This window comes from Mycobacterium celatum (genome assembly GCF_002101595.1).
GTDB lineage: Bacteria > Actinomycetota > Actinomycetes > Mycobacteriales > Mycobacteriaceae > Mycobacterium > Mycobacterium celatum.
In genome coordinates this window covers 23,520-45,961 of record NZ_LQOM01000033.1, presented here as the reverse complement: position 1 = coordinate 45,961, position 22,442 = coordinate 23,520, and the positions used below count along the sequence as shown (strand labels likewise).

Here is a 22,442-nt window from a genome sequence, read left to right as displayed (position 1 = left end):
CCGGTCGCCGGGGCGGTTTGGCGCTCAATCCGTTGAAACGCTAACTTCCTGACGTGATGTCCTCAGCTGCTAGTGCAGTCGCGCGGTGGATTGCCCCCTTTCTGACGGTTGCGGCCCTTGTCGGCCTTGTCGCCGACCCGATCCAGACCCCCCCGATCCGGCTGGCCAGTAACGACAACCCGTTGGCCGGCAAACCCTTGTATGTCGATCCCGCATCGAAGGCCATGCGCGCCGCGCAAGGCGCCAATCCGCCGAGCCCAGAGCTGACGGCCATCGCGAACACGCCGCACGCCTACTGGATGGACCAGGCGTCTACTCCCGCTGTGGACGCGAAGTACATCGCCGGGGCGCAGGCTGCCGGCGCCGTGCCGATTCTGGCGCTGTACGGAATCCCGCATCGTGACTGTGGAAGCTTCGCTTCGGGCGGATTCGGGTCGGCGGGCGCCTACCGGGGGTGGATCGACGGCGTCGCATCCGCCATCGGCGCCGGCCCCGCCGCGGTCATCCTCGAACCCGATGCGTTGGCCATGGCCGACTGCTTGCCGCCCGACCAGCGCCAGGAGCGCTTCGAGCTGATCCGGTATGCCGTCGACACCCTGACCCGCAACCCGGCCGCGGCCGTCTACATCGACGCAGGACACTCGCGCTGGATCAACGCCGACGAGATGGCCGCCAGGCTCAACCAAGTCGGCGTGGCCAAGGCACGGGGTTTCAGCCTCAACACCGCCAACTTCTTCACCACCGACGAGGAAATCGGTTACGGCGAAGCGATTTCGGGGCTGACGAACGGATCCAACTACGTTATCGACACGTCGCGCAACGGTGCCGGACCCGCCGGCGGCGAACTCTATTGGTGTAACCCAGCCGGCCGTGCCCTGGGTACCCCGCCCACCACGGCGACAGCTGGCGCACACGCCGACGCCTATCTATGGATCAAACGTCCGGGTGAATCCGACGGGTCGTGCGGCCGCGGGGAACCGCAGGCCGGCACCTTCGTCAGCCAATACGCGATCGATCTTGCCCGGAACGCCGGCCACTAGTTCACGAGCAGTTCACAGCGTGGCGGCGAGCCTCCACAGCGCGTTGCGGTCTACGGAGGCGGAGCGGTCAAGCGGGCTGATTACCACGTCGGTGGCACCTGCACAGGCCAGGTGGGGCTGGCGCCGAGCTCGCTCCCGTGGTAGTCGACGCCCGCCGTGTTGAACACCGACCGCAGGATCGTCAGATGCTCGCGTAACCGAGTAATGGTGTTCGGCCATGCGGCGCCGAAGGTCTGGCGTTCGATCTTGCGGGGACCCAGCCCGAGCCCGAGGCTGAAGTTGCCGTGCGCGGCGGCCTGCGCCGTCTGCGCCAACGAGGCGACGATCAGCGGGTGGCGGGGTTGATCGGCACCACCGAGGTGCCCACGCCCAGCCCGGGCACGGCGGCTCCGACGAGCGCGGCTACCGCGATCGCGTCGTAGTTCTGCTGCTGGGGCAACCACACCTGGGCGACGCCGAGCTCGTGGGCTTGTCGGGCTTGGGTAATCACGTCGTCGACGAGATTGGGAGCATCGGGGCGGGCCATGAGGATGGCGGCAGCTTAGGTGAAACGGCTCATGTGCGATCGCGCACCTTGATGAGCGACTTGATAGCGCGACGCTGGTCCATCGCGGCGTACGCCTCGGCAATACCGTCGAGGTCAGTCGTGTAATCGAAGACCTTGCCGGGGTTGATTCGGTTGGCCAGTACATCGGCGATCAGTTCGGGCAGGTATGCACGGACTGGCGCCGGTCCGCCGTGAACGCCTACGTTGCGTAGAAATATGCCCTGCGCCGGAATCTCGACGCCGTGCGGGAGGCCGACGTTGCCGACGATGGCTCCCGCACGGCTGATCTTCAGTGCAGTCTGCATCGCTTCGTTGGTTCCCACGCACTCCAGGGCGGCGTCCACTCCGACGCCGTCGGTGAGCTTCTCCACTTCTTCGACCGCCTTGTCGCCACGGCTGTCGACGATGTCGGTGGCACCGAACTCAAGGGCCAGTTGTTGCCGGGAGGGATGCCGGCTCATCGCGATGATGCGTTCCGCACCAAGCCGTTTCGCGGCGATGATGGCGCACAGCCCCACCGCCCCATCACCGACAACCGCGACGGTGTCGCCGGCATCGACCTCGGCGCTCACCGCAGCGTGATGGCCCGTTCCCATGACGTCCGACAGTGCCAGCAGCGAAGCCAGCACGTCGTCGCTGTAGTCCGCTGGCGAGCCGGGCACGGTAACCAACGTGCCGTCGGCCAGGGGCACCCGAACGAGTTCGCCTTGTCCGCCGTCGCCGTTGTCGGGAATGAAGCCGCCCCGTGCGCACGCGGTGGTCATGCCTGCTCGGCAGTCCGGACATGTTCCGTCGCTGTAAGCGAACGGCGAGACCACGAAGTCTCCCACCGATACCGTCGTGACGTCGTCGCCGACCTGTTCGACGATGCCGATGAATTCGTGACCGATTGGACTGTCGGCGGGAAAGTCTGTGTCTCCGCGGTAATACCACAGATCCGATCCACATACACACGCCATGACGACTCGAACGACGGCGTCGGTCGGATCGACGACTGCCGGATCGGGCCGTTCTCCGATCTCAATCTTGCCTGCTTCCTTGAAGATTGCAGCTCTCATGTTCTTTCTCCTCTACAGTCCGACCATTGCCATGCCGGCGGCGTTGTAGCGGTCGCCCTGGACGCCCACCCGCGCGGCCAGGGCGTCTAGGTCGGCGACTTCATCGGCCGAGAGCGCGACCTGGGTTGAGCGGGCGTTCTCGTCGACTCGGCCGGGGCGGCGAGTACCTGGAATCGGTACGATCCACGGCTGCTGGGCAAGTAGCCAGGCCAGTGCAATCTGACCGGTGCTACAGCCCTTTGCCTCGGCAAGGGCGCGGACGTGGCCCACCAATGCTTGGTTGGCGCTGAGGTTTTGGGCGTTGAATCGCGGGATCGTGGTGCGGATGTCGCCGGCGGAGGAGTCGGTCGAGACCCCTACAGTGCCGGTGAGGAAGCCCTTGCCGAGTGGGCTGAACGGCACAAACCCGATGCCGAGCTCGGCGCAGGTCGGAAGGACCTCCGGCTCTGGATCGCGGGTCCACAGGGAATACTCGCTCTGTACGGCCGTGACAGGGTGCACGGCGTGGGCGCGCCGAATCGTCGCAGCCCCTGCCTCCGACAAGCCGAAGTGTCGCACCTTACCGGCCTGCACGAGCTCCCCGACCGTTCCGGCGACGTCCTCGATCGGTACATCAGGGTCCACCCGGTGCTGATAGAAGAGGTCGATCACATCGGTCTGCATGCGTCGCAAGGATGCGTCAGCGACTCGCTTGATCTGCTCCGGCCGCGAGTCGGTCCCAATCATCTTGTTGTCGGCGATGTTCCAACCGAACTTGGTGGCGATGACCACCTCGTCGCGAAGCGGTGCCAGTGCCTCGCCGACAAGCTCCTCGTTGACATGGGGGCCGTACACCTCGGCGGTGTCGAAGAACGTAATCCCCGCCTCGTGGACGGCGTAGCGGATGACGCCGATCATGTCGTCGCGGTCCCCAGGATTTGGGCCGTAGCTCTGCGACATGCCCATGCAGCCAAGACCGATGGCGGAGACCCGCAGGCCTTGACCGAGGGAACGTGTATGCATGAATCCTCGTCAGGCTTGCGGGATTTCGATGCCGAAGGTTTCGCGGGTGATGTCTTCGGGCTCGGGGCCGCCGCGCACACCGGTGTCCAGGGCGTCGATGGCGGCGAGTTGGTCGGCGGTGAGCTCGAAGTCGAAGACAGAAAAGTTCTCTCGGATTCGCCACGGCGTCACCGACTTTGGGATCACCTGGCGGCCCTGCTGCAGATGCCAGCGCAGCATCACCTGCGCGGGCGTCTTGTCGTGCGCGGCCGCGATCTCGCCGATCACCTGGTCCTCGAGCGTCGAGCCGTGCGAGCCGTCGCGATAGAACGTGATGCCGCCGATCGGCGACCAGGCCTGGTTCAGAATGCCGTGCTTGTCGTCAACGGCGAGCAACTCCGACTGCCGGAAATAGGGGTGAACCTCGATCTGATTGACCGCAGGAACCACATCGGTCTGGGCCAGCAGCCGTTCGAGGTGCGACGGCATGAAGTTGGAGACACCGATCGCGCGGACCTTGCCGTCGGCGTACACCTTCTCCAGCGCCTTGTAGGCGTCAATGGTCAGTTCGAACTCACTGGGCAACGCTTGGTGCAGAATGAGCAGATCGAGCTGGCCGACTCCCAGCTTGCCGGTCGCCTTGTCGAAGGCGTGCAGCGTGGCGTCGTAGCCGAAATCGGTGATCCAGACCTTGGTTTCGACGAAGATTTCGCCGCGGTCCAGGCCGGAGCGCCGGATCGCCTCGCCAACCTCGCGCTCGTTGCCGTACGCCGCCGCTGTGTCGACGTGGCGGTAACCCGTCTCCAGCGCGACCTGGACAGCTGCAATCGTCTGTTCCGGCGGTGTCTGGTAGACGCCGAATCCGAGGACCGGTATCTCGACGCCGTTGTTCAAGGTGTAGGTGGGAAGGCTCATGCCTCGACCGTAGGTTCGCCAGCGGGCACCAGGGAGTGCCTGCCGAACCGGGCACTGGCAGTACCCCTCTGATCGGGCCGGGCGAACCTACGGTGGAGATATGTCCGCGATGGATCTGCGCAGCGAGATCAGGGAGTTCTTGACCTCGCGGCGTGCGCGCATCAGACCGGAGCAGGCGGGCCTGCCGGCGTACGGCGGCACCCGCCGGGTCAAGGGGCTACGGCGCGAGGAGGTCGCGATGCTCGCCGGGGTCTCCGTGGACTACTACATCCGGATGGAGCGGGGCAGTCTGGCCGGCGCCTCAGAGAGCGTTCTGGACGCGCTCGCCTCGGCGCTGCAGCTCGACGAGGCCGAGCGCGACCACCTCTATGCTCTCGCCCGCGAGTCCGGCACGGGAACACGCCGTCGAAAGCGGAGGACTCCGGCGACCATCAGACCCGCGCTGCAGCAGGTTCTCGACGCCATCACCGGCGCGCCTGCCTGGATCCGCAACGGTCGCCACGACGTACTCGCGATGAACCAACTCGCCCGCGCGCTCTACGCCCCCGTGCTTGCCGATCCACGCCGGCCGGCGAACACCACGCGATTCGTGTACTTGAACCCCGAGGCGGCCGAGCGGTTCTTCGTCGACTACGACCAGATCGCCAAGGACGCCGCTGCCATGCTGCGTCTCGAGGCGGGTCACAACCCACACGACGAAGAACTGATCGCCCTGGTCGGTGAATTGTCCACTCGCAGTGAGTTGTTCCGGCAGCGGTGGGCCTCCCAAGACGTGCGATTCCATCGTTCCGGTCGCAAGCGGCTGCGGCATCCTGTCGTTGGCCAACTCGACCTCGACTTCGAGGCCATGGAGCTGCCCTCCGAGCCCGGCCTGCAGCTCAACATCTATACGGCAGCCGCGAATACTCCGACGGCGGACGGACTCAAACTGCTTGCATCCTGGGCGGCCAGCCAGGACGACCTTCCCTCGGAACGGACTGCGGCCAAGAGCTAAGGCGGACCGCTGGCCACGGGAATGCTCAGTTCTCCACAAGGTCGGGGATGGGCTCGGTCTCCGTCAGCCAGTGCCGTCCGAACCGGCGGGCGGTCTCCCACTTGGGAATGCTCACCGCGTCGTCCTGGCCGAGATCCTCGGGGGCCGGGCCGATGCGCTCGGCCAGCGGAGCGAGGGCGTCCAGATCGAAGTTGTACACCTCGGCCGCTGCCAGACCCAGCATCTGGCGGGTCTCCTCGATGGGGACGTCCCAGAAGGAGCGGCGGAGCCAGTCGCGGGTGTGCGGCCAGGTCCCCTCGGGATGGGGAAAGTCGTTGCCCCACAGCATGTTTGACACGCCGATCTCGTAGCGCCGCGCCAGCTCCCTGCGTTCCGTCGTGGTGGCCCCGATGAAACAGTTCCGGTCGAAGTAGGCCGAGGGCGGCATCGTCAGATCGCCTTCCATCTGATGGCTCATCTTCTTGGCCGAATGCTCACGCAGATAGCGCGTATCCATCAGCCACAGCAGGTCGTTGGCCCAGAACGCACCGCATTCGGTGACGCCCCATCGCAGCCGGGGGAACCGCTCGAACACGCCCGACCACAGCGCGAACCACAGGGGCCGGGCACCCCACCAGCGCACCTCGGTGACGTAGATGCCGAGGTGCCCGCCGTACTCCTCCTGCGGGGCGGGCCCGGAGTGGGTGTGTACCGGCATCTGCAGGTCCTGGCAGGCGGCCCAGACCTTGTCGTAGCGACGGTCGTGGTAGGGCGGGTAGCCGACCCAGCGTGCCGGGATCAGGATCCCGCCCCGCAGTCCGGATTCGGCGGCTCGGGTGATCTCGGCGACCGCCGCGTCGACGTCCGCCAGTATCGGCACGACCGCGACCCCGGCCCGCCGCTCGGGGCTGTGGCTGCACAGTTCGGCCAGCCAGCGGTTGTGCGCCCGCGCCCCGGCCATCGCGCGGCCCGGGTCGAGCTCGCCCGACTGGCCCAGGCCGGCCCCGAACGGGGCACCGGCGACCCCGGTCACCGCGTCGGCGTCGGGGAAGATGACCTCCCCGACCACTCCGTCGCCGTCGAGCTCTTTGTCCCGCAGGCCGACATCCCATCCGCCGGCGATGCCCTCGCCATGCTCGGAGAACCACTGCTCGGCGAACTGCTCGTCGATGAACCCGCCGACTTGCGACGCGGCGGCCTTCTCGGCCAGGTAGGCCTCGAAGTCCTCCCGGTATTCGGGGTCGACGTATTCGCGGTACCGCTCGGTCGGCAGTTCGGCGTGACAGTCGGCGGAGATGATGAGATAAGGCTCCACGGTGGTCCTTTCGTTACCAGGCACGGATCGGGTCGGGTTCGAAGACGGTGCTGCGCGCGTCGGCGGGCACGGCCGGCAGCGGCTCGGCGACCTCGGCCACGGTCGGGCCGATGCGGTCGACCAGCGGTGCGAGGGCCTCGAGGTCGAAGCCGTAGACGGCCGCCGCATTTCCGCCCACCATGGCCGCCACCTCGTCGGCCGGGACACCGCTGAAGGTGTGGCGCAACGCCTCCCGCGTGTAGGGAGCGGTGCCCTCGAAGTGCGGGTAGTCGCTTCCCCACATGATCTTCTCGACGCCGATGCGGTGGCGCTCGGCGCATTCGACGGGTCGCATGAAGCTGGCACCGACGTAACACTGGCGGGCCCAGTACTCGCTGGGCTTGAGCGGCAGCGAGCCGGCGGTGGGCCCGGCGAAGCGCGCGATCGCCGAGTTCGCTCGCCCGTAACGGGCCGCCGCCACGTCCAGCGAGTCCAGCGTCGCCGGTATCCACCCGGCGCCCTGCTCGGTGAAGACCACGGTGAGGTCCGGATGGCGATCCAGCGCGCCGCTGAAGATCAAGTGCCACAAGGCCCGATGAGCCCACCAATGCGTTTCGTACACCCACACCGCGAACGAGCTGCCCCACCCGTCGGTCGGGCTCGGCCCGGCGCTGCCGCCGTGGTGGTTGACCACCACGCCCGCTTCTTCGCACGCCGCCCAGAGCGGCTCCCAGTGCTCGGCGTAGAGCGGGGGGATGCCGGTGCCGGGTACGACGCCGGGCAGCAGCACACCGCCGCGCAGCCCCAGCTTGGCGATCTGTGCCACCTCGGCCACGGCCTCGTCGAGGTCTCCGAGCAGGATCTGGCCCACCCCGGCGCGCCGCTCGGGCGAGGCGGAGCAGAAGTCGGCCAGCCAGCGATTGTGCGCCCGTAGGCCGGCCCAGCGCAGCTCGAGCTCCCGGGCGGTCTCCGGCGGGGGCGCGGCCAGGCTCGCCTGAGGGAAGAACGGCGGCACGGTATTGGGGTAAATGACCTCCCCCGCAATGCCTTCGGAATCCAGGTCAGCGTTGCGCCGATCGCTGTTCCAATTGCGTTCGGCGTCGGGCTCGGTAAGGTCGCCGAACGGGTTGACGTAAGTCTTTGCCCAGCCGTCGAATTCGTCCCGGTACTGCGGATCGAGGTACTCGCGGTAGTCGAGCAGGTCCGCGCCGGCGTGGCAGTCGGCCGAAATGACCGTGTACCGTTCCATCGCTATACCCGCGTCGGCTCAGGTCTGGGGGCCGCGAGCAGTGCCACGTCGTCGTAGCGCTGGTGCACATACGGCAGCAGCCACTCGGCAGGCACCCGCTCCGCGATGCGTCCCACCTGCGCGGTCCGCCGGCGACACCAGGTGATCGACGTGAGCTGGCGAATCACGATGTCGGCCACCGGATCCAGCGGAGAGTCCCCTAATTCGAGTGTGCCCTCGATGTTTTCGAGCAGCTCGTAGTGGCGGTGGTACTCGCCGTAGACCAGGTGCGGATCGGTGATGCCGCTGCCGTCGGGGGCACGCAAGAACTTGAAGTAGAACTCGGTGTTCACCTGGTCGGGCGGTGGGGCCGCCGGGCCGGTGACCCGACCGTGCACTCTGATGAGCTGATAGCCCAGCCGGTCAACGGTGGCGGTGACGCTGTTGGCGTCGCGCTCCACCTCGATGTGGGCCAATTTCTTTGGCTCGCCGAATGTTTCGCGTCCGCCCGTGACCGACTGCTCGGTGGACTGCGGCATGAACAGGGGGTAGTCGCCCTGGAGTTCGCCGTGCCGGGCGGTCACCGAAAACACCGCCGACCCGAACGGCGGCCTCCCCTCGATCCGGACCCGCTGAAGCTGAACACGCACCAACGGCTCGGCCGCCGGCTCCAGCGGCTTGGGGAGTACGGCCGCCACGATCTCCGGATCGGTGAGGTAGGTGACGGTGACCGCTTCGGTAGCGATGGGTGCCTTGGTGGCGTCGATCTCGTGGTCGACCTGTGCCTCGGGTGGGCGGGCACCGTAGCGAATCATGTTGCTGCTCCTTTGGTTTGCGGCTCCTTCCCGGCGCTCTGGCCGAGAACGTCGACCAGATAGTCGGGATTGCTGCGAGCGAGAATCGAGGCCGCCTTGCGGCTCACGACGTCCTCGGCGGCTGTGGGCGGGCCCATCATCCAGAACCGGTCAGCCCGGATTCCCTCCACGACGTGGTCAGCGACCGTCTCAAGCGGCGTGAACTCGACACGTGAGCCGGCGGCCTCGAAGCGGGCCACGACGTCGGCCAAAGTGTGCTCGGGTGTGCGACGTTCCTGCGTTGCGGCATAGCGCTCTGGCCGGTGCCGCCACGACTCCCAGATGCCGGTGTTCAAAAAGCCGCCGGGGAAAAGGACGTGTGCCCGGACCCGCGTCCCTGTCATCTGCAGGTGGGTGTACAGGCTCTCGGTCAGGCAGAGCACGGCAGCCTTGGTCATCGGGTAGACCGCATTAGCCGGTCCGCCCATGGCCCCGCGGGCAATGGGCGCGAACCCGCCGTTGCCGGAGCAGGTGTTGACGACGTGTCCTTCGCCCTGCTCGAGCAGGATGGGCACGAAGGCTTTGATGCCGTGGATGACGCCCAGCACGTTGACGTCGATTCCCCAGCGCCAGTCGGCCAGGTCGTGTTCCCACATGTAACCCTCGGAGACCGCGCCGGTGCCGGCGTTGTTGCACACCACGTGCACGGCGCCGAAGTGATCGAGCGTCTCCTTGGCGAGCGATTCGACGGAGGAATAGTCGGTGACGTCGGTGACCACCCCGACCGCCTCGATGCCCTCGTCGGCGAGCGCCCGGCTTGCCTGGTCCAGCGGTTCTTTGAGGACATCGGCCAGCACCACCTTCATGCCTTCGCGACCGAAACGCCTGCCCATCGCTTGGCCGATGCCTCCGGCACCGCCGGTTACGACGGCCACCTTGCCGTGAAGGTCAGTCATTGTGGCAATCGTCACATGGTCGCGCATATCACCGCAAGCAGTCGCATTATGCGACCATTGGCTTATGGCTCCGCGTCCTTCTCCCCAGACCGAGCGGGTGGTGAACCTTTTCGAGCATCTGGCAGGCGAGGGAAGCGTTGGGATGACATTGGCCGAGGTGTCGCGCCACCTGAGCGTCCATAAGGCCAGCTGCCATTCGATGCTCTCCGAACTGCTGCGGGCCGGCTGGCTGCTGCGCGATCCGGTGGACAAGACCTACCACCTGGGTCCCGCTCTGGTCCGGCTCGGCCGGGAGGCGGCGAGCCGCTATCCGGCCCTGGTGCTGGCCCGCTCTGCGATGGCCGAGCTGTCGGCCGCGACCGGCGCGCACTGCATCGCCTTTTCGGTCAGCGATGACCACTCCACCGTCGTCGACCAGGTTCGAAGCCCACACGGCGGCGGTCACCCGATGCCCATCGGCACCCAGTTCCCCCACCGCCCGCCATATGGGGCGTCGATCGTTGCCTGGGCCGGGCCAGAGGCTCGGGAGCGCTGGCTGGCCGCCCTGCCCGAGGACGTGCGCGATCGCTACCGGCGGGCCCTGGTCGCCGCCAAGCGGCGTGGCTACGCAGTCGGTCTGCACATCCTGCCCGATCTGCGGCTGCGGGAACTGGCGCAGATCGTGCGCAGTGCGGAGGTACGTTCCACCCGGCTGAGCCAACTGGCGCAGGCGTTGACCGACGAACTCATTCACACCGAGGAGTGGTTCCCGATCAACCTGAACCCCGACCGCACCTACGAGGTGAGCCACATCGACTCGCCGATCCTGGAGCAGGGGTCGCGCATCGCCCTGATGCTCAGCCTGGTCCCCAGCGCCGAGCCGATGAGCGGCGCGGCGGTCACCCGTCTGGGGGCGCAACTCTCTTCGGCGACCAGCCAGCTAAGCGCCGCGTTGGCCGAAAAGTCCCACGCGGGTCCGATCGATATGTAGAAGCCCGGAGCTGTTGTCGGCACAACAACTTTGGGTGTTGCCCGGCACGGCCGGGCGACGTTGGCGCAGGTGCGGCCGTTTGGGTTCAGACAACCGCTCGGTGAGACCCTGCAATTAGCCCGCGATCGAATCGCGTGCGTCAAGCACCGCCATGTTCGCCGCCGCGCGGCCGGCACCCCAACCGGCGCCGTTGGACACGGCCACTGCGCGAGGGACCGTCGACGGGAAGAGCCGTTGGGTGAGCTCTTCGGTCGCCCGGCTGTTGGCCGCCAGCACGGGCAGCAGTCGAGCCTCGCGCTCGACCTCCGCGCTGACCGATGCGCTCGCGCTGTCGAGCCGCTCACCAATGCGTTGCGCGTACGCGACGTAAAACGAGTGGCGAAATGACCTGGACCGCGCTTGCGCACCGCCGCCGCGTCCAGCGCTGAGCATCGCTCGGTTGGCTTGGACGAGCAGCGACGTGGTGAGCAGCTCGACCAGGTTGAGGTCGGTTTCGCAGCCGATGACGGTGACGAATCCGAGCCGCTCCGCCCACACTGCGCGGCACCGGTTGCACCCACTGACCACTTGCACCAACGTCGCCTTGGCGGCGACGTAGGGGTTGTCGATCCAGATCCGTCGCGCGGCCGCAGCGGGCTTCCGGCCACGATCATGCTGGGCCAGCGCATCTTTCAATGAGAACCTGCTCATCAGGTCCTGGGCCTTAGCGGACAGGGCCTCCGCTTCGTCGGGGAACTCGGTGGCTTCCGCTTTGGCCAGCAGAGCGCGCACCCGACCGAGGGCCTTTTCGCCGGCATCGCTGACCACCGTTGCCGTGTGCCGGTATGCACCGGGCAACGGCACGATCACTTCCAGCACGGGGAGTCTGCCGAGAAGATTCAGCAGTTTGAGGACGACGGTCAGGGCCTCGCACCGGTCGGCGGCGTTCGAGGCCGCCCACCGCCACATCTGCGGCGGTTGTGTACGTGCGCCGACAGTGGCCGAGAGCCCGGCGATGTCGGCACGCCAGGCCGGGTGCAGTGTCGCGGTCGCGTACTGCCGAGACTCGAGGACGATGGCCTCGTCGAGGTACCGGACCTCGGCTGGCTTCAGTCGGCGACCGGCGATTTCGTGCAAGTCGGACGGCTGCCAGCCGTGCTCCCAGGCCGCTCGGATGGCCTCGTTCATGGCGAGGTCAGCCGCAACGGCTAGCTCGCGTGCAAACGCCCGGCACTCCCTGAGCAGTTCGGCGGCGCGACGCGGCACCTGCTCGGCAGCACCCGACGCGGCCGTGCTCAATGCCACGACGAGGCTTTCGACGATCAGCGCGCGGTCCGGCCCTGGATCGAAGCCGGCGCGCTCGTCTTTGGCGCGGCGCCGGTTCTTGTGTTTGGCTGCCCGCTTCTCTCGGTTGCGTCTGCTCATGCACCCGAAGTGTTCCGAAGGGGTCCGACAGGTTACGTCAGGCGCGCCGCCCTGCTCAGTCGATGAACTGGTATGGCACATCGAGTGCGCGATAGGTGCGCTCTGCCCGACGGTCACGGGTGAGCAGCACGCGCCGATTCGTCGAGGCCGCCTGACCGACAAGAGCGTCATACACCGACCCGCCGACGATGCCGAGGCCGGCGAGCCGCTGGAAAAGATCCCCGGTCGCCCGTGCGTCGAGCCAACACTCGGCCGGGAACGCCTTCGCCAGGACTGAGGCCGCTTGAGTTGCGTTCAGGCGGAGCGGCAGAGGCAGGCGGGTGAGCACCGAATACGTCTCGAACATCGCGTGGCCCGCCAGCGCGGGACGACGCTGAACAAGGGCTCGGCGGCAGGCCGGGTGGGCTTCGTGGGTCGAATCAAGTGCGGCGACGGCGACACTGGTGTCGCAGGCCCAAAGGTCATCGTTGGATGTCATCGCGAAGTCGGCGCACGTCGTCATCGGTCAGCACTGCACCCTCCACCCGGCCGAGTACCGGAAGACCGTCGCGCGTCTCGATCGGGCGGGCACGCCGCTGGACGGGCTCGATCCGCAGACCGGATCCGTCCGGAATCAGTTCGAGCTGCGTGTCGGGGGTGATCCCGAGCGCCACCCGCAGCGCTTTCGGGATGACCAGCCGTCCTAGCCGATCCACCGTCACGTTCATGGCATTAGATTACCATTTGATTGGCAAAATGGTCGATGGCAGGCATCCTGTGGAGCAGGACTTACCCGGCCCGCGGCGCGGTGAGGCTACACGGTTAACAGCAGCCACATTGTTAACATCGCGCGATGCAGGACTCGTCGGGGACAATCAGCCTCCGGCGATCCCGCCCGGTTTCCCGGCGTGACGCACTCCGTTATGCCGCAGCCGTGTCGGCGCTGGCCGGGCTCGGTGCGGCATCAGCAAATGCCGGCGCCCCTACCGCGACGGCCGCCGCTCGCCCGCAACTGATCGACTTCGCCATGCACCAGATTCCGGCCGAGCAAATCCGAGCTGCCGGCTATTCCGGGGTGGTCAACTACGTCTCGCTATCGCGGCCAGGCTCGTCGTTTGGCGCCAAGCCGATCACCCGGCCCTACGCCGAGTCTCTGACCGCCGCCGGGCTGGTGATCGTCAGCAACTATCAATACGGAAAGCCGGGCGGGACAGCACCATCGGACTTCACGCGCGGGTTTGCCGGCGGGGTCGCCGACGCTCGCACCGCCTGGCAGCTGCATACCGCGGCCGGTGGCGGCCAGAGTGCGCCGATCTTCTTCACCATTGACGACGACATCGACCGCGACACCTGGAACACGGTGGCGCTGCAGTGGTTTCGCGGAATCAACTCGGTCCTCGGCGTGCAGCGCACCGGCGTCTACGGGGGCATCAAAGTGTGCCAGTGGGCCGCGGCAGATGGCGTCATCGGGAATTCGCGTACGCCCGGTCACCGGTGGGCCTGGCAGACCCGAGCCTGGTCTGGCAATCAGGTCGACCCCGCCGCCGTTCTCTACCAGCGCATAGTGAGCACCGCGTCGAATCCAGGCCCGCTGGTCGGCGGCCTCGAAGTCGACGTCAACGACGTTCTGGCCCAGGATTGCGGCCAGTGGAACCTACATCGGTGAGGTCGTGGCAGGACCCCGCCATTACCGATGGTCGGCGTCCCGCACACCCGCCCAGTTCACGGCGTTGGCCAATCGCGCCGCCGTTAGTGTGCAGTTATGGACGCGCTTGAGCCGGCCCGCGGCGCGGACGTGGGAAAAGGTATCGCTGCGTCTCTGCTGGCGAATGTGTCCAGCCTCGCTGACGACATGCTCCTGTATATCGCCGAGCGGATACCGGAAGTCGGCGGGGATGCGGAGCTTCGCGGCCTGACCCTGGGATCGTGCTCGTCCAATCTCGAAGCCGTGCTTTCGATGTTTCGTCATGGGATCGACGTAGCCGCGGCGGAGGCGCCGGTGACGGCGCTCGAACACGCACGAGCAATGGCATCACGCGGGCACAGCGTCGATGTGATGCTGCGGTTCTATCGGTTGGGTCATGAGTACTTCACCGAGATGCTCTCCGAGTCGCTCACTGACTGGATCGACGATCCCGCTGTCGCGCTGAGGACGTTTATCGACCTCGAGCGGTTCGGGTTTCGCTATATCGACCGCATCTCCAGTCTGGTGGCTGCCGAGTACATCGCTGAGCTCGACCGCCGCCAGAACCAGGCACGAGCCGAGCGCGACGATGTCGTGCGGGCGCTGCTGGCTGGAGAACGTGTCGACCTTGCCCGGGCCGAACGTGTGCTCAGCCACCGGCTCACGGGCCGGCAGATCGGTTTCGTGTGCTGGGTCGACGACCGCGGCGTCGACCTCGAGGGATTCGCTCGGCAGGTTGGTCGGTACCTCGGGGCGGGTCATTCACTCGTCGTGGCGGACGGCCCACTCGCGGTGTGGGGATGGGCCTCGATCACCGGGGACGCCCGGACGTCGCTCGCGGGCATGGCGACGGAGTCTCCCGTTCACATCGCGGTGGGCTCGCCCCATCAGGGGGCCGCGGGCTTCCGCACCTCCCACCTCGAGGCTCTACGCACTCGCCGGGTCGTCGAACTGTCGGGGCGCGCGGCGCCGTCGATCACCGAGTTCAGCGATGTCGCGTTGGTGGATGCCATCTCGCGCGACCTGGATGCGGCAAGGGCCTTCGTTGCCGCTCAGCTCGGCGATCTCGCACGGGACGACACCAAAGCGCGCGACGAGCGCGCCACCCTCCTGGCTGTTCTCGATGCGCAAGGGAGTCTGACGACCGCAGCACGCACCTTGGGAATCCACAAGAACACGGTCCTGCAAAGGGTGCGTCGTGCCGAAGAGCGCAGGGGCCGGCCCGCAACGGTCCACGTCGCCGAACTGCACGCCGCCCTACTCGTCTGCGACGTGCTGGGGGCCTCGGTGTTGCCCGAGTCATCGCCTCGTTGACAGGAGCCCGAGCGCGCTGGATGTGCTCGCAGCACACCGCAAAGGGCTGAGAGGGCCTTGTTGACCGACACCGGTTCTTCGTAGGTTGCGAAGCATCTCATCCCGAAGCGCGACCGAGGACTTCCGATGGTGACCACGACTCAACACACCCAACCCGCAGCAGCAGCCTCGCAGCATGCCTTGCCTGATCCGGGCGAGCAGGTTCCGACGTTGTCTTGGCCGATAGTCGGCATCTTTTCTTTCGCGCTTGCGCTCTTCGGCACATCGACGTGGGCTGCCCTGACCGGCGCGGTGCCTGCGGTCGCCACGATCGCCGCGAGCGCCGCGGCGATCTTCGTGCTGTTCACCGTATTGCATGACGCGTCGCATTACTCGATCAGCTCACATCGCTGGGTCAACGTCGCCTTCGGTCGCGTGGCAATGTTCTTCGTCTCGTCTCTGATCTCATTCAGGTCGTTCGCGTTCATCCATATTGAGCACCACCGCAACACCAATGACGGTGAGTCCGATCCCGACCACTTCGTCAGCGCCGCGCCCTGGTGGCAGCTGCCCATCCGCTTCCCGGCCATGGACCTGCCATACATCAGTTTCCTGGTACATAACCTGCGCAGGCGGCCACGCGCCGAGATCCTCGAAACGGCGGCGTTGATGACCTTCGCGGTGACGATGATCGTGTGGGCCGCCTTCACCGGACATCTGTGGACGCTCGCGCTGATCTACCTGATCCCCGAGCGGGTGGCGATGTTCGTGCTGGCGTGGTGGTTCGACTGGCTACCGCATCACGACCTGGAAGACACCCAACGCGAGAACCGCTATCGCGCGACCCGCAACCGCGTCGGCTCGGAGTGGATCCTGACTCCCCTGCTCTTGTCGCAGAACTATCACCTGGTCCACCACTTACACCCCTCCATCCCCTTCTACCGCTACGTCGCGGCCTGGCGACGCAACGAGGCCGCCTACCTCGAGCGCGGCTCGGCGATAAGCACCGTCTTCGGACAGCAGCTCGACGCGACGCAGTACCACGAATGGAAACGCCTCAACGGCAAACTAGCTGCGCTGCTTCCAGTCCGAATACCGCGTTCGTCCGCGGCGCGCCACGCCAGCACCCACCCGATCCCGGTCAAAAGCGTCGAGCCCCTGACCCCAGACAGCGTCAAGGTCACGTTCGACGTTCCCGATCACCTCAGCGACCAATTCCAATTCCAGGCGGGCCAACACCTGACCGTCCGACACCGCATGGGCGGGAAGGAGGTGCGACGAAACTACTCGATCTGCACCTCGGCCACCTCGGGAGAATTGGCGATCGGAGTACGCCGCATCGCCGGCGGGATGTTCTCGAGCTTCGCGGTCGAAACGCTGCGGGCCGGTGACGTTTTGGAGCTGATGACGCCCACAGGTAGCTTCGGCGGACCGCTTGATCCACTCGCTCGGCGCGACTACGTCGCGGTAGCCGCCGGCAGCGGCATCACACCCATCCTGTCGATCGTGCGCACCACGATGGAGATCGAGACCGAGAGCCGCTTCACCCTCTTCTACGGCAACCGAACCGCAGAGTCGACCATGTTCGCCACCGAACTCGACGAGCTCGAAACGCGATATGCAGACCGGTTACGCATCTGCCACGTCCGCTCCGCCGAGCCGCACCACCCCGCCTCTCTTCGCGGCCGCATCGACTCGGCGATGGTTCGACGGCTGCTCGCCGACGACCTCGCTTCGATCGATCGCTGGTACCTGTGCGGCCCAAGCGATCTCGTCACGACAATGTGCGACGACCTTGCGTCTGTCGGGGTGCCGAGCGAGCGGATCCACCTCGAACTGTTCCGCGGCACAAAGCAATCCGCACACGCTGATGACTTTCGCAAGTCCGAAGTGACCATCACTCTGTCCGGCGCGGAGCACACCGTGGAACTCGCCGCGGGTGAGACCGTCCTCGAATCCGCGCTGAAAAACAACATCGACGCGCCGTACGCATGCCTCGGCGGCGCCTGTGGCACCTGCAAAGCCCGGATCACGACAGGAGCAGTATCGATGGAGCAAAACTTTGCACTTAACACAGCCGAGCTCGAGGCCGGCTTCATACTGACCTGCCAATCTCATCCCACCACGCAGGCGGTCGCAGTCGACTACGACAGCTGAAAAGCACAGTAGCCCCGGGTTTGAATCCTGTCAGGCTGGACCGGGGCTGAAGCACACGTCGCCGCGACGCTCACTGGCGGAGCGCTGCGCGCCGAGCCGACTGTCGGCCGAAACACAGTCGTGGTGGTCGCTCGCGGAGTCCGCTTTCCTTCCGTCATCCGAGGGCAAGGCCCGCAGGTGTGCGACTGGCACCGCCGCATCCGCGCACCCTCGATGTTGACAATGCTCACAACCCCACTAATGTGAGCGGCGTACACATTCGAGCATAGGGAGGACAGCATGTACGCGGTCACGCTCAGCGGATTCGGAGGCCCCGAGGTGATGGCGTGGACACAGGTTGATGATTTGCCCGCGCCCGGCCGCGGCGAGGTTGCCATCGATGTGGCTGCGGCGGGAGTCAACCGTGCCGATGTGATGCAACGCCAAGGGTTTTATCCGCCGCCGCCCGGCGCCAGCGACACTCTCGGCCTTGAGGTCTCCGGTGTCATCGCCGAAGTTGGTTCCGAGGTTGAGGATTGGAGCCCCGGTGATGCGGTGTGCGCGCTGTTGTCCGGCGGTGGTTATGCCGAACGGGTGAACGTGGCGGCCAGTCAGGTGCTGCCGGTGCCGCAAGGTGTGAACCTGACCGCAGCGGCGGCACTGCCGGAGGCGGCAGCTACCGTGTGGTCTAACCTGGTGATGACCGCCGGTCTGCGCAGCGGGCAGGTGGCCCTCATTCACGGTGGCGGCAGCGGCATCGGCACCCACGCCATCCAAGTGTGCCGTGCGCTGGGTGCCCACGTCGCGGTCACGGCCGGATCAAGATACAAGTTGGACCGCTGTAGGGAACTCGGGGCGCAGACGTTAATCAACTACCACGACCAGGATTTCGCGAAGGTTGTGACCGACGAGCTCGGCGGCGCGAACGCCATCCTCGACATCATGGGCGGCAGCTATCTGCAACGCAACGTCCAATCGCTGGCCGACGACGGCCACCTGACGATCATCGCGTTGCAGGGCGGAGCCACCGCGGAGCTGAATCTTGGGCTGCTGCTGTTCAAACGGGGTTCGGTGCACGTGACCAACCTGCGGCGCCGGCCCCAGGACGGCCCAGGCTCTAAGGCCGAGGTCATTTCCGCACTGCGGCAACATCTTTGGCCGCTGATCTCCGACGGCGCCGTCGCGCCGGTGGTTTGCGCCGAAGTGCCGATCACCGACGCCGGCGAGGCACATACCTTGCTGGACTCGGCGAAGACGATCGGCAAGGTGGTGCTGACGGTGCGTCAACCCTAGCGGCGGGTCGCCCGGCTTGCTCGGGCCTTCGCCGCGGATCCTGCATGACTTCTACCGGAGCGAGCCCGTATGGGTGCCGTCGAGGCGCTCGATGCGACGACGGTGTCGAGCGGATTCGACATCATTGCGCGCACGGCTCCTCTGACCCTGTTGGAGACTGCCCGCTTGGATGAGACGTCCAACTTGCCGTCGAGGTGCAAAAAAGCCAGGCCGTGGACCAGCGCCCACGACGCTGTCGACATCGCCTCCGGATCTGCAGCTGGAAATACCTTCTGCACAACGGATTTGAGGTATCCGTGGATTGTCTCCACAGCCGCCACCCGGTCGGGAGCATTGGGGTCACACGGCTCGCCGAACATGACGCGAAAAAGCCCGGGTCGCGTCAGCGCGAACTGCACGTAGGCCACCGCGATGTCGGCGAGGTCGTCGGCCGAGTTCGGCGCGGCATGCGCCTTGACCAACGCTTCACCCAATTCGCGATAACCCACGGCCGCTACGGCCGACAACAGCTCGTCGCGGCCGGCGAAATGGCGATACGGCGCAGAAGGTGACACTCCGGCGCGGCGCGCCACCTCGCGAAGCGACAACTCGGCCGCCCCGCCTTCCTCGAGAAGATCAATGGCGGCACGCACCAGCGCAGCGGGCAGATCGCCATGGTGATAGCGCTTGGACGACGGGGGCATATCTGAACCTACCGAGTGTGGACACCGTTTACATTCCCCATGATGTTAGCACCGCTCATTAAATGCGGGCGAGGCCAAGCACGGTTTGAGCCGCGCCGTTGACGCCGCGACCGTTAATCGCTAATGTGAGCGCTGTACACATTGAGCCGGGAGTACCGCGTCTGGCGACGAGTCTGGCTGGCATATGCATCGGGAGGGGTGAGCCATGACAAGGGTTCTGATGGTGATTTCAGCGGCCGACCGTTGGACACTCAACGACGGGACGGTGCATCCCTCTGGGTATTGGGCCGAAGAGGTGGCGATGCCGTATCGCATCTTTTCGGAGGCCGGATGGGACATCACCGTCGCCACCCCGGGGGGCAAGTCCCCGACGTTGGATCAACTCAGCCTCGGGATCTCCGGCGGAATGCCGTGGACGCGGCGCAAAGTCCGGCGCTACCTGCACCGCATCTCCGATGTGCTCGACCATCCCGTACCCCTGGACACTGTCGATCCGGACGACTTCGACCTGATTTTCTACCCCGGCGGGCATGGCCCCATGGAGGATCTGGCCTATGACAAGACGTCCGGTGCGTTGCTGGCCAAACGCTTGGCATCCGGCCGGCCGCTGGCGCTGCTGTGTCATGCACCTGCGGCGATCCTGGCGGCAGCCGGACCGGATGGCAGGTCGCCGTTCGCCGGCTGCAAGATGACCGGGCTGTCCAACCGCGAGGAGCTGCTCAACCGCTTCGCCAAGAAGGCACCCTGGCTGCTGGAGGACAGGCTGAGGGAAGCCGGCGTGGACTACTCCAAGGGTTTTCCGCTGCGCCCTCACGTGGTCGTCGACGGCAACCTCTACACCGGGCAGAATCCACAATCTTCGGAGAAACTCGCTCGGCGCCTCGTGGCCGAAATCGCCGCCGCTGCCGCGTGAGGTCCACACCTGGGCGCGGTGTTGACAGTGCTCACATCGCCGGGCTAGCGTGATGTGAACAGTGCATACATGACCGGTGAGGGGGGCGCTGCAATGTCGTCGACCCAGCAGGACACCGTCAAGGTCGATTTAGGCGGCCACGTGGTGACGGTTCCGAAAGGCGGTCTGTACGACCGGTATCGGATGCAGACCGATCTCGACGAGGTCGCCCGCGATCCGCGGGTGCCCAGTGTGGACTTCTTTCGCAAGCTGCCCAAGACCAAGGTCGACTCGCTGATCGGTCCCACGTTCTCCCCGAACTTCTACTACCTCATCTCCACGGCGCGGCTGACGATGCTGGCCCGCTCGGACGCGATCCGCGCTCGTCTGCCCAGGGAGCTGGCTCCCCTGGAGGTAGCGCCTGGGTTGGGGCTGATTTCGGTGATCTTCTTCCGCTATGACGTGTGCGACATCGACTTCTACACCGAGGCTGCTGTCGGGGCAGCGGTGCGGCCGGCACGCCACGGCGGACCTGTCTTTTTCGATCTGGTCACCGGGCTCGGCAACGACCACGTGCACTCATATGTGTTCTCCCTGCCGGTGAACGCCGAGATCGCGCAGGTGCGCGGCCACGATGGCTACGGCTTCCCTAAATGGGTCACCGAAATCGACGTCGATATCGACGCCGACCGCACCACCGCGCGGGTGGCCAACGACACCGAGGGAACCGACCTGGCGCTGTCGGCGCCCACGCCCGCCCAGACCCGCTACCCCACCGGTGAGCGGGGTGTCGACGTTGACGTCATATACGTCGATCAACGGTGCCTGGCACTCCACGCTCAGCCAGACCAATGTGCTGGCGGGTGGAACGGTGCGCTTCCCGCGTCAGGTCGATCTGCAGACCGGGACCGGGCGGATGTCTGATGACCTGCAATCGCTCAAGCCAATCAGGACGATTCAGCTGGACGTCATTACAAAAGGCCAGCTCGCTCTGCACATGCCGGTGCCCACCTCAATGCCGAACGCGCCATCGCGCTCACGAATCGCGTTCAGTTGAGAAATTTTCTACGATCGCCGCCCCCGAGCGCTCAAGTGAATCTCCGACCACGGCACACAATTCGAGACAGGAACATTCGATGAACGGCAACGCACTGAAGGACACCGGCGCCAAATTGATGAACCGCGCGCACCGGGTCATCCTGACGGTAAGCGGAAACAGGTTGTTGGCCAATCCGTTTGGGATGCCGGTGGTGGAGCTCCACACTACCGGTCGCAAGTCCGGGCTGCCCCGGTCTTGCTATCTGACCACGCCCGTTCACGATTCGGATCGGGTAGTGCTCGTCGCGTCGAAGGGTGGCGACGACCGCAACCCCGACTGGTACCGGAATCTTCAGGCGCATCCCGACGCAGAGCTGGTGATCGACGGTACCCGGCGAAAGGTTCACGCCCGCACCGCAGCTGCGCAAGAAAGGGCCGAGCTGTGGCCGAAGATTGTTGCGGCGTACAAGGGCTATGCGGATTACCAAACCCGCACTAGCCGCGAGATACCCGTGGTGATCTGCGAGGTGCGGAGTTGAACTGCCGAATCGCAGCGGCGTCGCAGCCAGGTCGCGACGGCGAGCTCGGTGAACCGGCACGGACAACCTCTCGGTAACGGAGGGCTGCGGCGTCGGCGTCGACCGTTCGAATTCGTGCTAGAGCTAGAGGCCGGATGCTCGATGCCTTATCGTGTTACCAACGGGTAGGCCCCCTGTTCCCTGGCCGCCGATCCCGCCCCGGACCGCGATCAATCATGCTGGGCCGCTATCCACCGGGGCGCTGGCGCGAGTCGTGACGCGACCTTTCGACGCTGGGGGAAATCTAATGCACGAGGTATGTGGCTCGTCGGGCGAGCGAGCCGACTATGCACGGGCGGAGCGAAGGCGTCCGAGACGGGCCGACCAATCGCCTGCTGACACGCTGCGCGAACTACCTGCAGTGGTGGTACTGGAGCGGATGCCTATTCCCGTGCTGGCCATCGGTCCGGGCGGCGCCATCTTGTTCGCTAACACGGCCTTTGCCGCCATGTTGGGCCACACCCGACACACGATGGTCGACCTGACATTTCACAGCATTTTCCGCAATCTGCCTGCTGCCGAGCCGGTTGAGACGATGCGTGCTTACGCCGACGAGCTTGTCGACCTGGCGCACCGCGACGGATCCATCGTCCGCGCTCGCATGAGCAAGTCGGCAATGGTGCGTGCCGACGACAACATTGCGCTGGCGGCTTTCCACGACCTGACCGAACAGTTGTGGCACGACGAGAAGCGGTGAACGACCGTG

The 22,442-nt window shown here is 66.1% G+C and carries 21 protein-coding genes and 2 pseudogenes; 11 read left to right on the top strand and 12 right to left on the bottom strand.

Annotation, left to right across the window (positions count from 1 at the left end; genetic code table 11):
• Nucleotides 1-56 precede the first annotated feature (56 nt).
• Nucleotides 57-1,040 (top strand): glycoside hydrolase family 6 protein, encoded by a 984-nt coding sequence (locus AWB95_RS14840; RefSeq protein ID WP_085168356.1) that lies wholly within the window; start codon nt 57-59, stop codon nt 1,038-1,040.
• Between the two features lie 92 nt (nt 1,041-1,132).
• On the opposite strand, the pseudogene AWB95_RS14835 reads toward AWB95_RS14840, so the two are convergent.
• The 4 genes and pseudogenes from AWB95_RS14835 to AWB95_RS14820 form a co-directional block, all read right to left on the bottom strand.
• Nucleotides 1,133-1,566 (bottom strand): annotated as a pseudogene (locus AWB95_RS14835) (LLM class flavin-dependent oxidoreductase); the annotation flags it as partial.
• A 29-nt stretch (nt 1,567-1,595) separates the two neighbouring features.
• Nucleotides 1,596-2,645 carry a zinc-dependent alcohol dehydrogenase family protein gene (locus tag AWB95_RS14830; RefSeq protein ID WP_062540549.1) on the bottom strand — a complete coding sequence of 350 codons (1,050 nt, stop codon included), beginning with the start codon at nt 2,643-2,645 and terminating at the stop codon, nt 1,596-1,598.
• 12 nt (nt 2,646-2,657) lie between these two features.
• A complete protein-coding gene (locus AWB95_RS14825; RefSeq protein ID WP_062540550.1) occupies nt 2,658-3,647 on the bottom strand; it encodes an aldo/keto reductase in 990 nt (329 codons plus the stop codon).
• A gap of 9 nt (nt 3,648-3,656) precedes the next feature.
• Nucleotides 3,657-4,541 carry an aldo/keto reductase gene (locus AWB95_RS14820; RefSeq protein ID WP_062540551.1) on the bottom strand — a complete coding sequence of 295 codons (885 nt, stop codon included), beginning with the start codon at nt 4,539-4,541 and terminating at the stop codon, nt 3,657-3,659.
• 100 nt (nt 4,542-4,641) lie between these two features.
• On the opposite strand from AWB95_RS14820, the gene AWB95_RS14815 reads away from it, so the two are divergent.
• The gene (locus tag AWB95_RS14815; protein WP_062540552.1) at nt 4,642-5,535 is read left to right on the top strand and encodes a helix-turn-helix transcriptional regulator; all 894 of its coding nucleotides are present in this window, start codon (nt 4,642-4,644) and stop codon (nt 5,533-5,535) included.
• Between the two features lie 25 nt (nt 5,536-5,560).
• Here AWB95_RS14815 and AWB95_RS14810 read toward each other — a convergent pair whose 3' ends face one another.
• Genes AWB95_RS14810 through AWB95_RS14795 form a run of 4 tightly spaced genes read right to left on the bottom strand, consistent with a single transcriptional unit; the run spans nt 5,561 to nt 9,786 of the window.
• Nucleotides 5,561-6,829 carry an amidohydrolase family protein gene (locus AWB95_RS14810; RefSeq protein ID WP_085168355.1) on the bottom strand — a complete coding sequence of 423 codons (1,269 nt, stop codon included), beginning with the start codon at nt 6,827-6,829 and terminating at the stop codon, nt 5,561-5,563.
• Nucleotides 6,830-6,842: 13 nt separating this feature from the next.
• Complete coding sequence (locus tag AWB95_RS14805; protein WP_062541093.1) at nt 6,843-8,057, bottom strand: amidohydrolase family protein; 1,215 nt, start codon at nt 8,055-8,057, stop codon at nt 6,843-6,845.
• 2 nt (nt 8,058-8,059) lie between these two features.
• The gene (locus AWB95_RS14800; protein ID WP_062541094.1) at nt 8,060-8,851 is read right to left on the bottom strand and encodes an acetoacetate decarboxylase family protein; all 792 of its coding nucleotides are present in this window, start codon (nt 8,849-8,851) and stop codon (nt 8,060-8,062) included.
• Entirely contained in the window at nt 8,848-9,786 is a 939-nt protein-coding gene (locus AWB95_RS14795) for an SDR family oxidoreductase (protein ID WP_180275998.1), read from the bottom strand. The genes AWB95_RS14800 and AWB95_RS14795 overlap by 4 nt, the downstream gene beginning before the upstream one ends.
• 64 nt (nt 9,787-9,850) lie before the next feature.
• Between AWB95_RS14795 and AWB95_RS14790 the strand changes: the two genes are divergently transcribed.
• A complete protein-coding gene (locus tag AWB95_RS14790; protein ID WP_062541095.1) occupies nt 9,851-10,756 on the top strand; it encodes an IclR family transcriptional regulator in 906 nt (301 codons plus the stop codon).
• Nucleotides 10,757-10,870: 114 nt separating this feature from the next.
• Here AWB95_RS14790 and AWB95_RS14785 read toward each other — a convergent pair whose 3' ends face one another.
• From AWB95_RS14785 to AWB95_RS14775, 3 genes are read right to left on the bottom strand one after another with little or no spacing between them, the layout of a single operon-like run.
• A complete protein-coding gene (locus AWB95_RS14785) occupies nt 10,871-12,160 on the bottom strand; it encodes a DUF2786 domain-containing protein (protein WP_062541096.1) in 1,290 nt (429 codons plus the stop codon).
• A gap of 55 nt (nt 12,161-12,215) precedes the next feature.
• The gene (locus AWB95_RS14780) at nt 12,216-12,638 is read right to left on the bottom strand and encodes a type II toxin-antitoxin system VapC family toxin (protein WP_062541097.1); all 423 of its coding nucleotides are present in this window, start codon (nt 12,636-12,638) and stop codon (nt 12,216-12,218) included.
• Complete coding sequence (locus AWB95_RS14775; protein WP_062541098.1) at nt 12,622-12,867, bottom strand: AbrB/MazE/SpoVT family DNA-binding domain-containing protein; 246 nt, start codon at nt 12,865-12,867, stop codon at nt 12,622-12,624. Before AWB95_RS14775 ends, AWB95_RS14780 begins: the two co-directional genes overlap by 17 nt.
• Before the next feature lie 125 nt (nt 12,868-12,992).
• On the opposite strand from AWB95_RS14775, the gene AWB95_RS14770 reads away from it, so the two are divergent.
• The 4 genes from AWB95_RS14770 (at nt 12,993) to AWB95_RS14755 (ending at nt 18,545) form a co-directional block, all read left to right on the top strand.
• Nucleotides 12,993-13,805, top strand: coding sequence for a DUF1906 domain-containing protein (locus AWB95_RS14770; protein ID WP_062541099.1), 813 nt, complete (start codon nt 12,993-12,995; stop codon nt 13,803-13,805).
• A gap of 96 nt (nt 13,806-13,901) precedes the next feature.
• Entirely contained in the window at nt 13,902-15,137 is a 1,236-nt protein-coding gene (locus AWB95_RS14765; protein ID WP_062541100.1) for a PucR family transcriptional regulator, read from the top strand.
• 126 nt (nt 15,138-15,263) lie between these two features.
• Nucleotides 15,264-17,273, top strand: coding sequence for a fatty acid desaturase (locus tag AWB95_RS14760; protein WP_062541101.1), 2,010 nt, complete (start codon nt 15,264-15,266; stop codon nt 17,271-17,273).
• Nucleotides 17,274-17,552: 279 nt separating this feature from the next.
• A complete protein-coding gene (locus tag AWB95_RS14755; RefSeq protein ID WP_062541102.1) occupies nt 17,553-18,545 on the top strand; it encodes an NAD(P)H-quinone oxidoreductase in 993 nt (330 codons plus the stop codon).
• Here AWB95_RS14755 and AWB95_RS14750 read toward each other — a convergent pair.
• On the bottom strand, nt 18,542-19,228 hold the full coding sequence (locus AWB95_RS14750) for a TetR/AcrR family transcriptional regulator (protein WP_084707247.1): 687 nt from the start codon (nt 19,226-19,228) through the stop codon (nt 18,542-18,544). The two genes, AWB95_RS14755 and AWB95_RS14750, sit on opposite strands and share 4 nt — an antisense overlap.
• 205 nt (nt 19,229-19,433) lie before the next feature.
• Here AWB95_RS14750 and AWB95_RS14745 point away from each other — a divergent pair, with 205 nt between their 5' ends.
• From AWB95_RS14745 to AWB95_RS14730, 4 genes and pseudogenes are all read left to right on the top strand, one after another.
• Entirely contained in the window at nt 19,434-20,141 is a 708-nt protein-coding gene (locus AWB95_RS14745; RefSeq protein ID WP_062541103.1) for a type 1 glutamine amidotransferase domain-containing protein, read from the top strand.
• 93 nt (nt 20,142-20,234) lie between these two features.
• Nucleotides 20,235-21,177, top strand: a pseudogene (locus tag AWB95_RS14740) (acetoacetate decarboxylase family protein).
• 79 nt (nt 21,178-21,256) lie between these two features.
• Nucleotides 21,257-21,697, top strand: coding sequence for a nitroreductase family deazaflavin-dependent oxidoreductase (locus AWB95_RS14735; protein ID WP_062541104.1), 441 nt, complete (start codon nt 21,257-21,259; stop codon nt 21,695-21,697).
• A gap of 418 nt (nt 21,698-22,115) precedes the next feature.
• The gene (locus AWB95_RS14730) at nt 22,116-22,433 is read left to right on the top strand and encodes a PAS domain-containing protein (protein ID WP_232315729.1); all 318 of its coding nucleotides are present in this window, start codon (nt 22,116-22,118) and stop codon (nt 22,431-22,433) included.
• Nucleotides 22,434-22,442 lie beyond the last annotated feature (9 nt).

Bases quoted from the DNA above. Each gene is read 5' to 3' on its own strand.
- AWB95_RS14840 (WP_085168356.1), top strand. From the start codon at position 57: ATGTCCTCAGCTGCTAGTGCAGTCGCGCGGTGGATTGCCCCCTTTCTG.
- AWB95_RS14830 (WP_062540549.1), bottom strand. From the start codon at position 2,645: ATGAGAGCTGCAATCTTCAAGGAAGCAGGCAAGATTGAGATCGGAGAA.
- AWB95_RS14825 (WP_062540550.1), bottom strand. From the start codon at position 3,647: ATGCATACACGTTCCCTCGGTCAAGGCCTGCGGGTCTCCGCCATCGGT.
- AWB95_RS14820 (WP_062540551.1), bottom strand. From the start codon at position 4,541: ATGAGCCTTCCCACCTACACCTTGAACAACGGCGTCGAGATACCGGTC.
- AWB95_RS14815 (WP_062540552.1), top strand. From the start codon at position 4,642: ATGTCCGCGATGGATCTGCGCAGCGAGATCAGGGAGTTCTTGACCTCG.
- AWB95_RS14805 (WP_062541093.1), bottom strand. From the start codon at position 8,057: ATGGAACGGTACACGGTCATTTCGGCCGACTGCCACGCCGGCGCGGAC.
- AWB95_RS14800 (WP_062541094.1), bottom strand. From the start codon at position 8,851: ATGATTCGCTACGGTGCCCGCCCACCCGAGGCACAGGTCGACCACGAG.
- AWB95_RS14795 (WP_180275998.1), bottom strand. From the start codon at position 9,786: ATGACTGACCTTCACGGCAAGGTGGCCGTCGTAACCGGCGGTGCCGGA.
- AWB95_RS14790 (WP_062541095.1), top strand. From the start codon at position 9,851: ATGGCTCCGCGTCCTTCTCCCCAGACCGAGCGGGTGGTGAACCTTTTC.
- AWB95_RS14785 (WP_062541096.1), bottom strand. From the start codon at position 12,160: ATGAGCAGACGCAACCGAGAGAAGCGGGCAGCCAAACACAAGAACCGG.
- AWB95_RS14780 (WP_062541097.1), bottom strand. From the start codon at position 12,638: ATGACATCCAACGATGACCTTTGGGCCTGCGACACCAGTGTCGCCGTC.
- AWB95_RS14775 (WP_062541098.1), bottom strand. From the start codon at position 12,867: ATGAACGTGACGGTGGATCGGCTAGGACGGCTGGTCATCCCGAAAGCG.
- AWB95_RS14770 (WP_062541099.1), top strand. From the start codon at position 12,993: ATGCAGGACTCGTCGGGGACAATCAGCCTCCGGCGATCCCGCCCGGTT.
- AWB95_RS14765 (WP_062541100.1), top strand. From the start codon at position 13,902: ATGGACGCGCTTGAGCCGGCCCGCGGCGCGGACGTGGGAAAAGGTATC.
- AWB95_RS14760 (WP_062541101.1), top strand. From the start codon at position 15,264: ATGGTGACCACGACTCAACACACCCAACCCGCAGCAGCAGCCTCGCAG.
- AWB95_RS14755 (WP_062541102.1), top strand. From the start codon at position 17,553: ATGTACGCGGTCACGCTCAGCGGATTCGGAGGCCCCGAGGTGATGGCG.
- AWB95_RS14750 (WP_084707247.1), bottom strand. From the start codon at position 19,228: ATGCCCCCGTCGTCCAAGCGCTATCACCATGGCGATCTGCCCGCTGCG.
- AWB95_RS14745 (WP_062541103.1), top strand. From the start codon at position 19,434: ATGACAAGGGTTCTGATGGTGATTTCAGCGGCCGACCGTTGGACACTC.
- AWB95_RS14735 (WP_062541104.1), top strand. From the start codon at position 21,257: ATGAACGGCAACGCACTGAAGGACACCGGCGCCAAATTGATGAACCGC.
- AWB95_RS14730 (WP_232315729.1), top strand. From the start codon at position 22,116: ATGCCTATTCCCGTGCTGGCCATCGGTCCGGGCGGCGCCATCTTGTTC.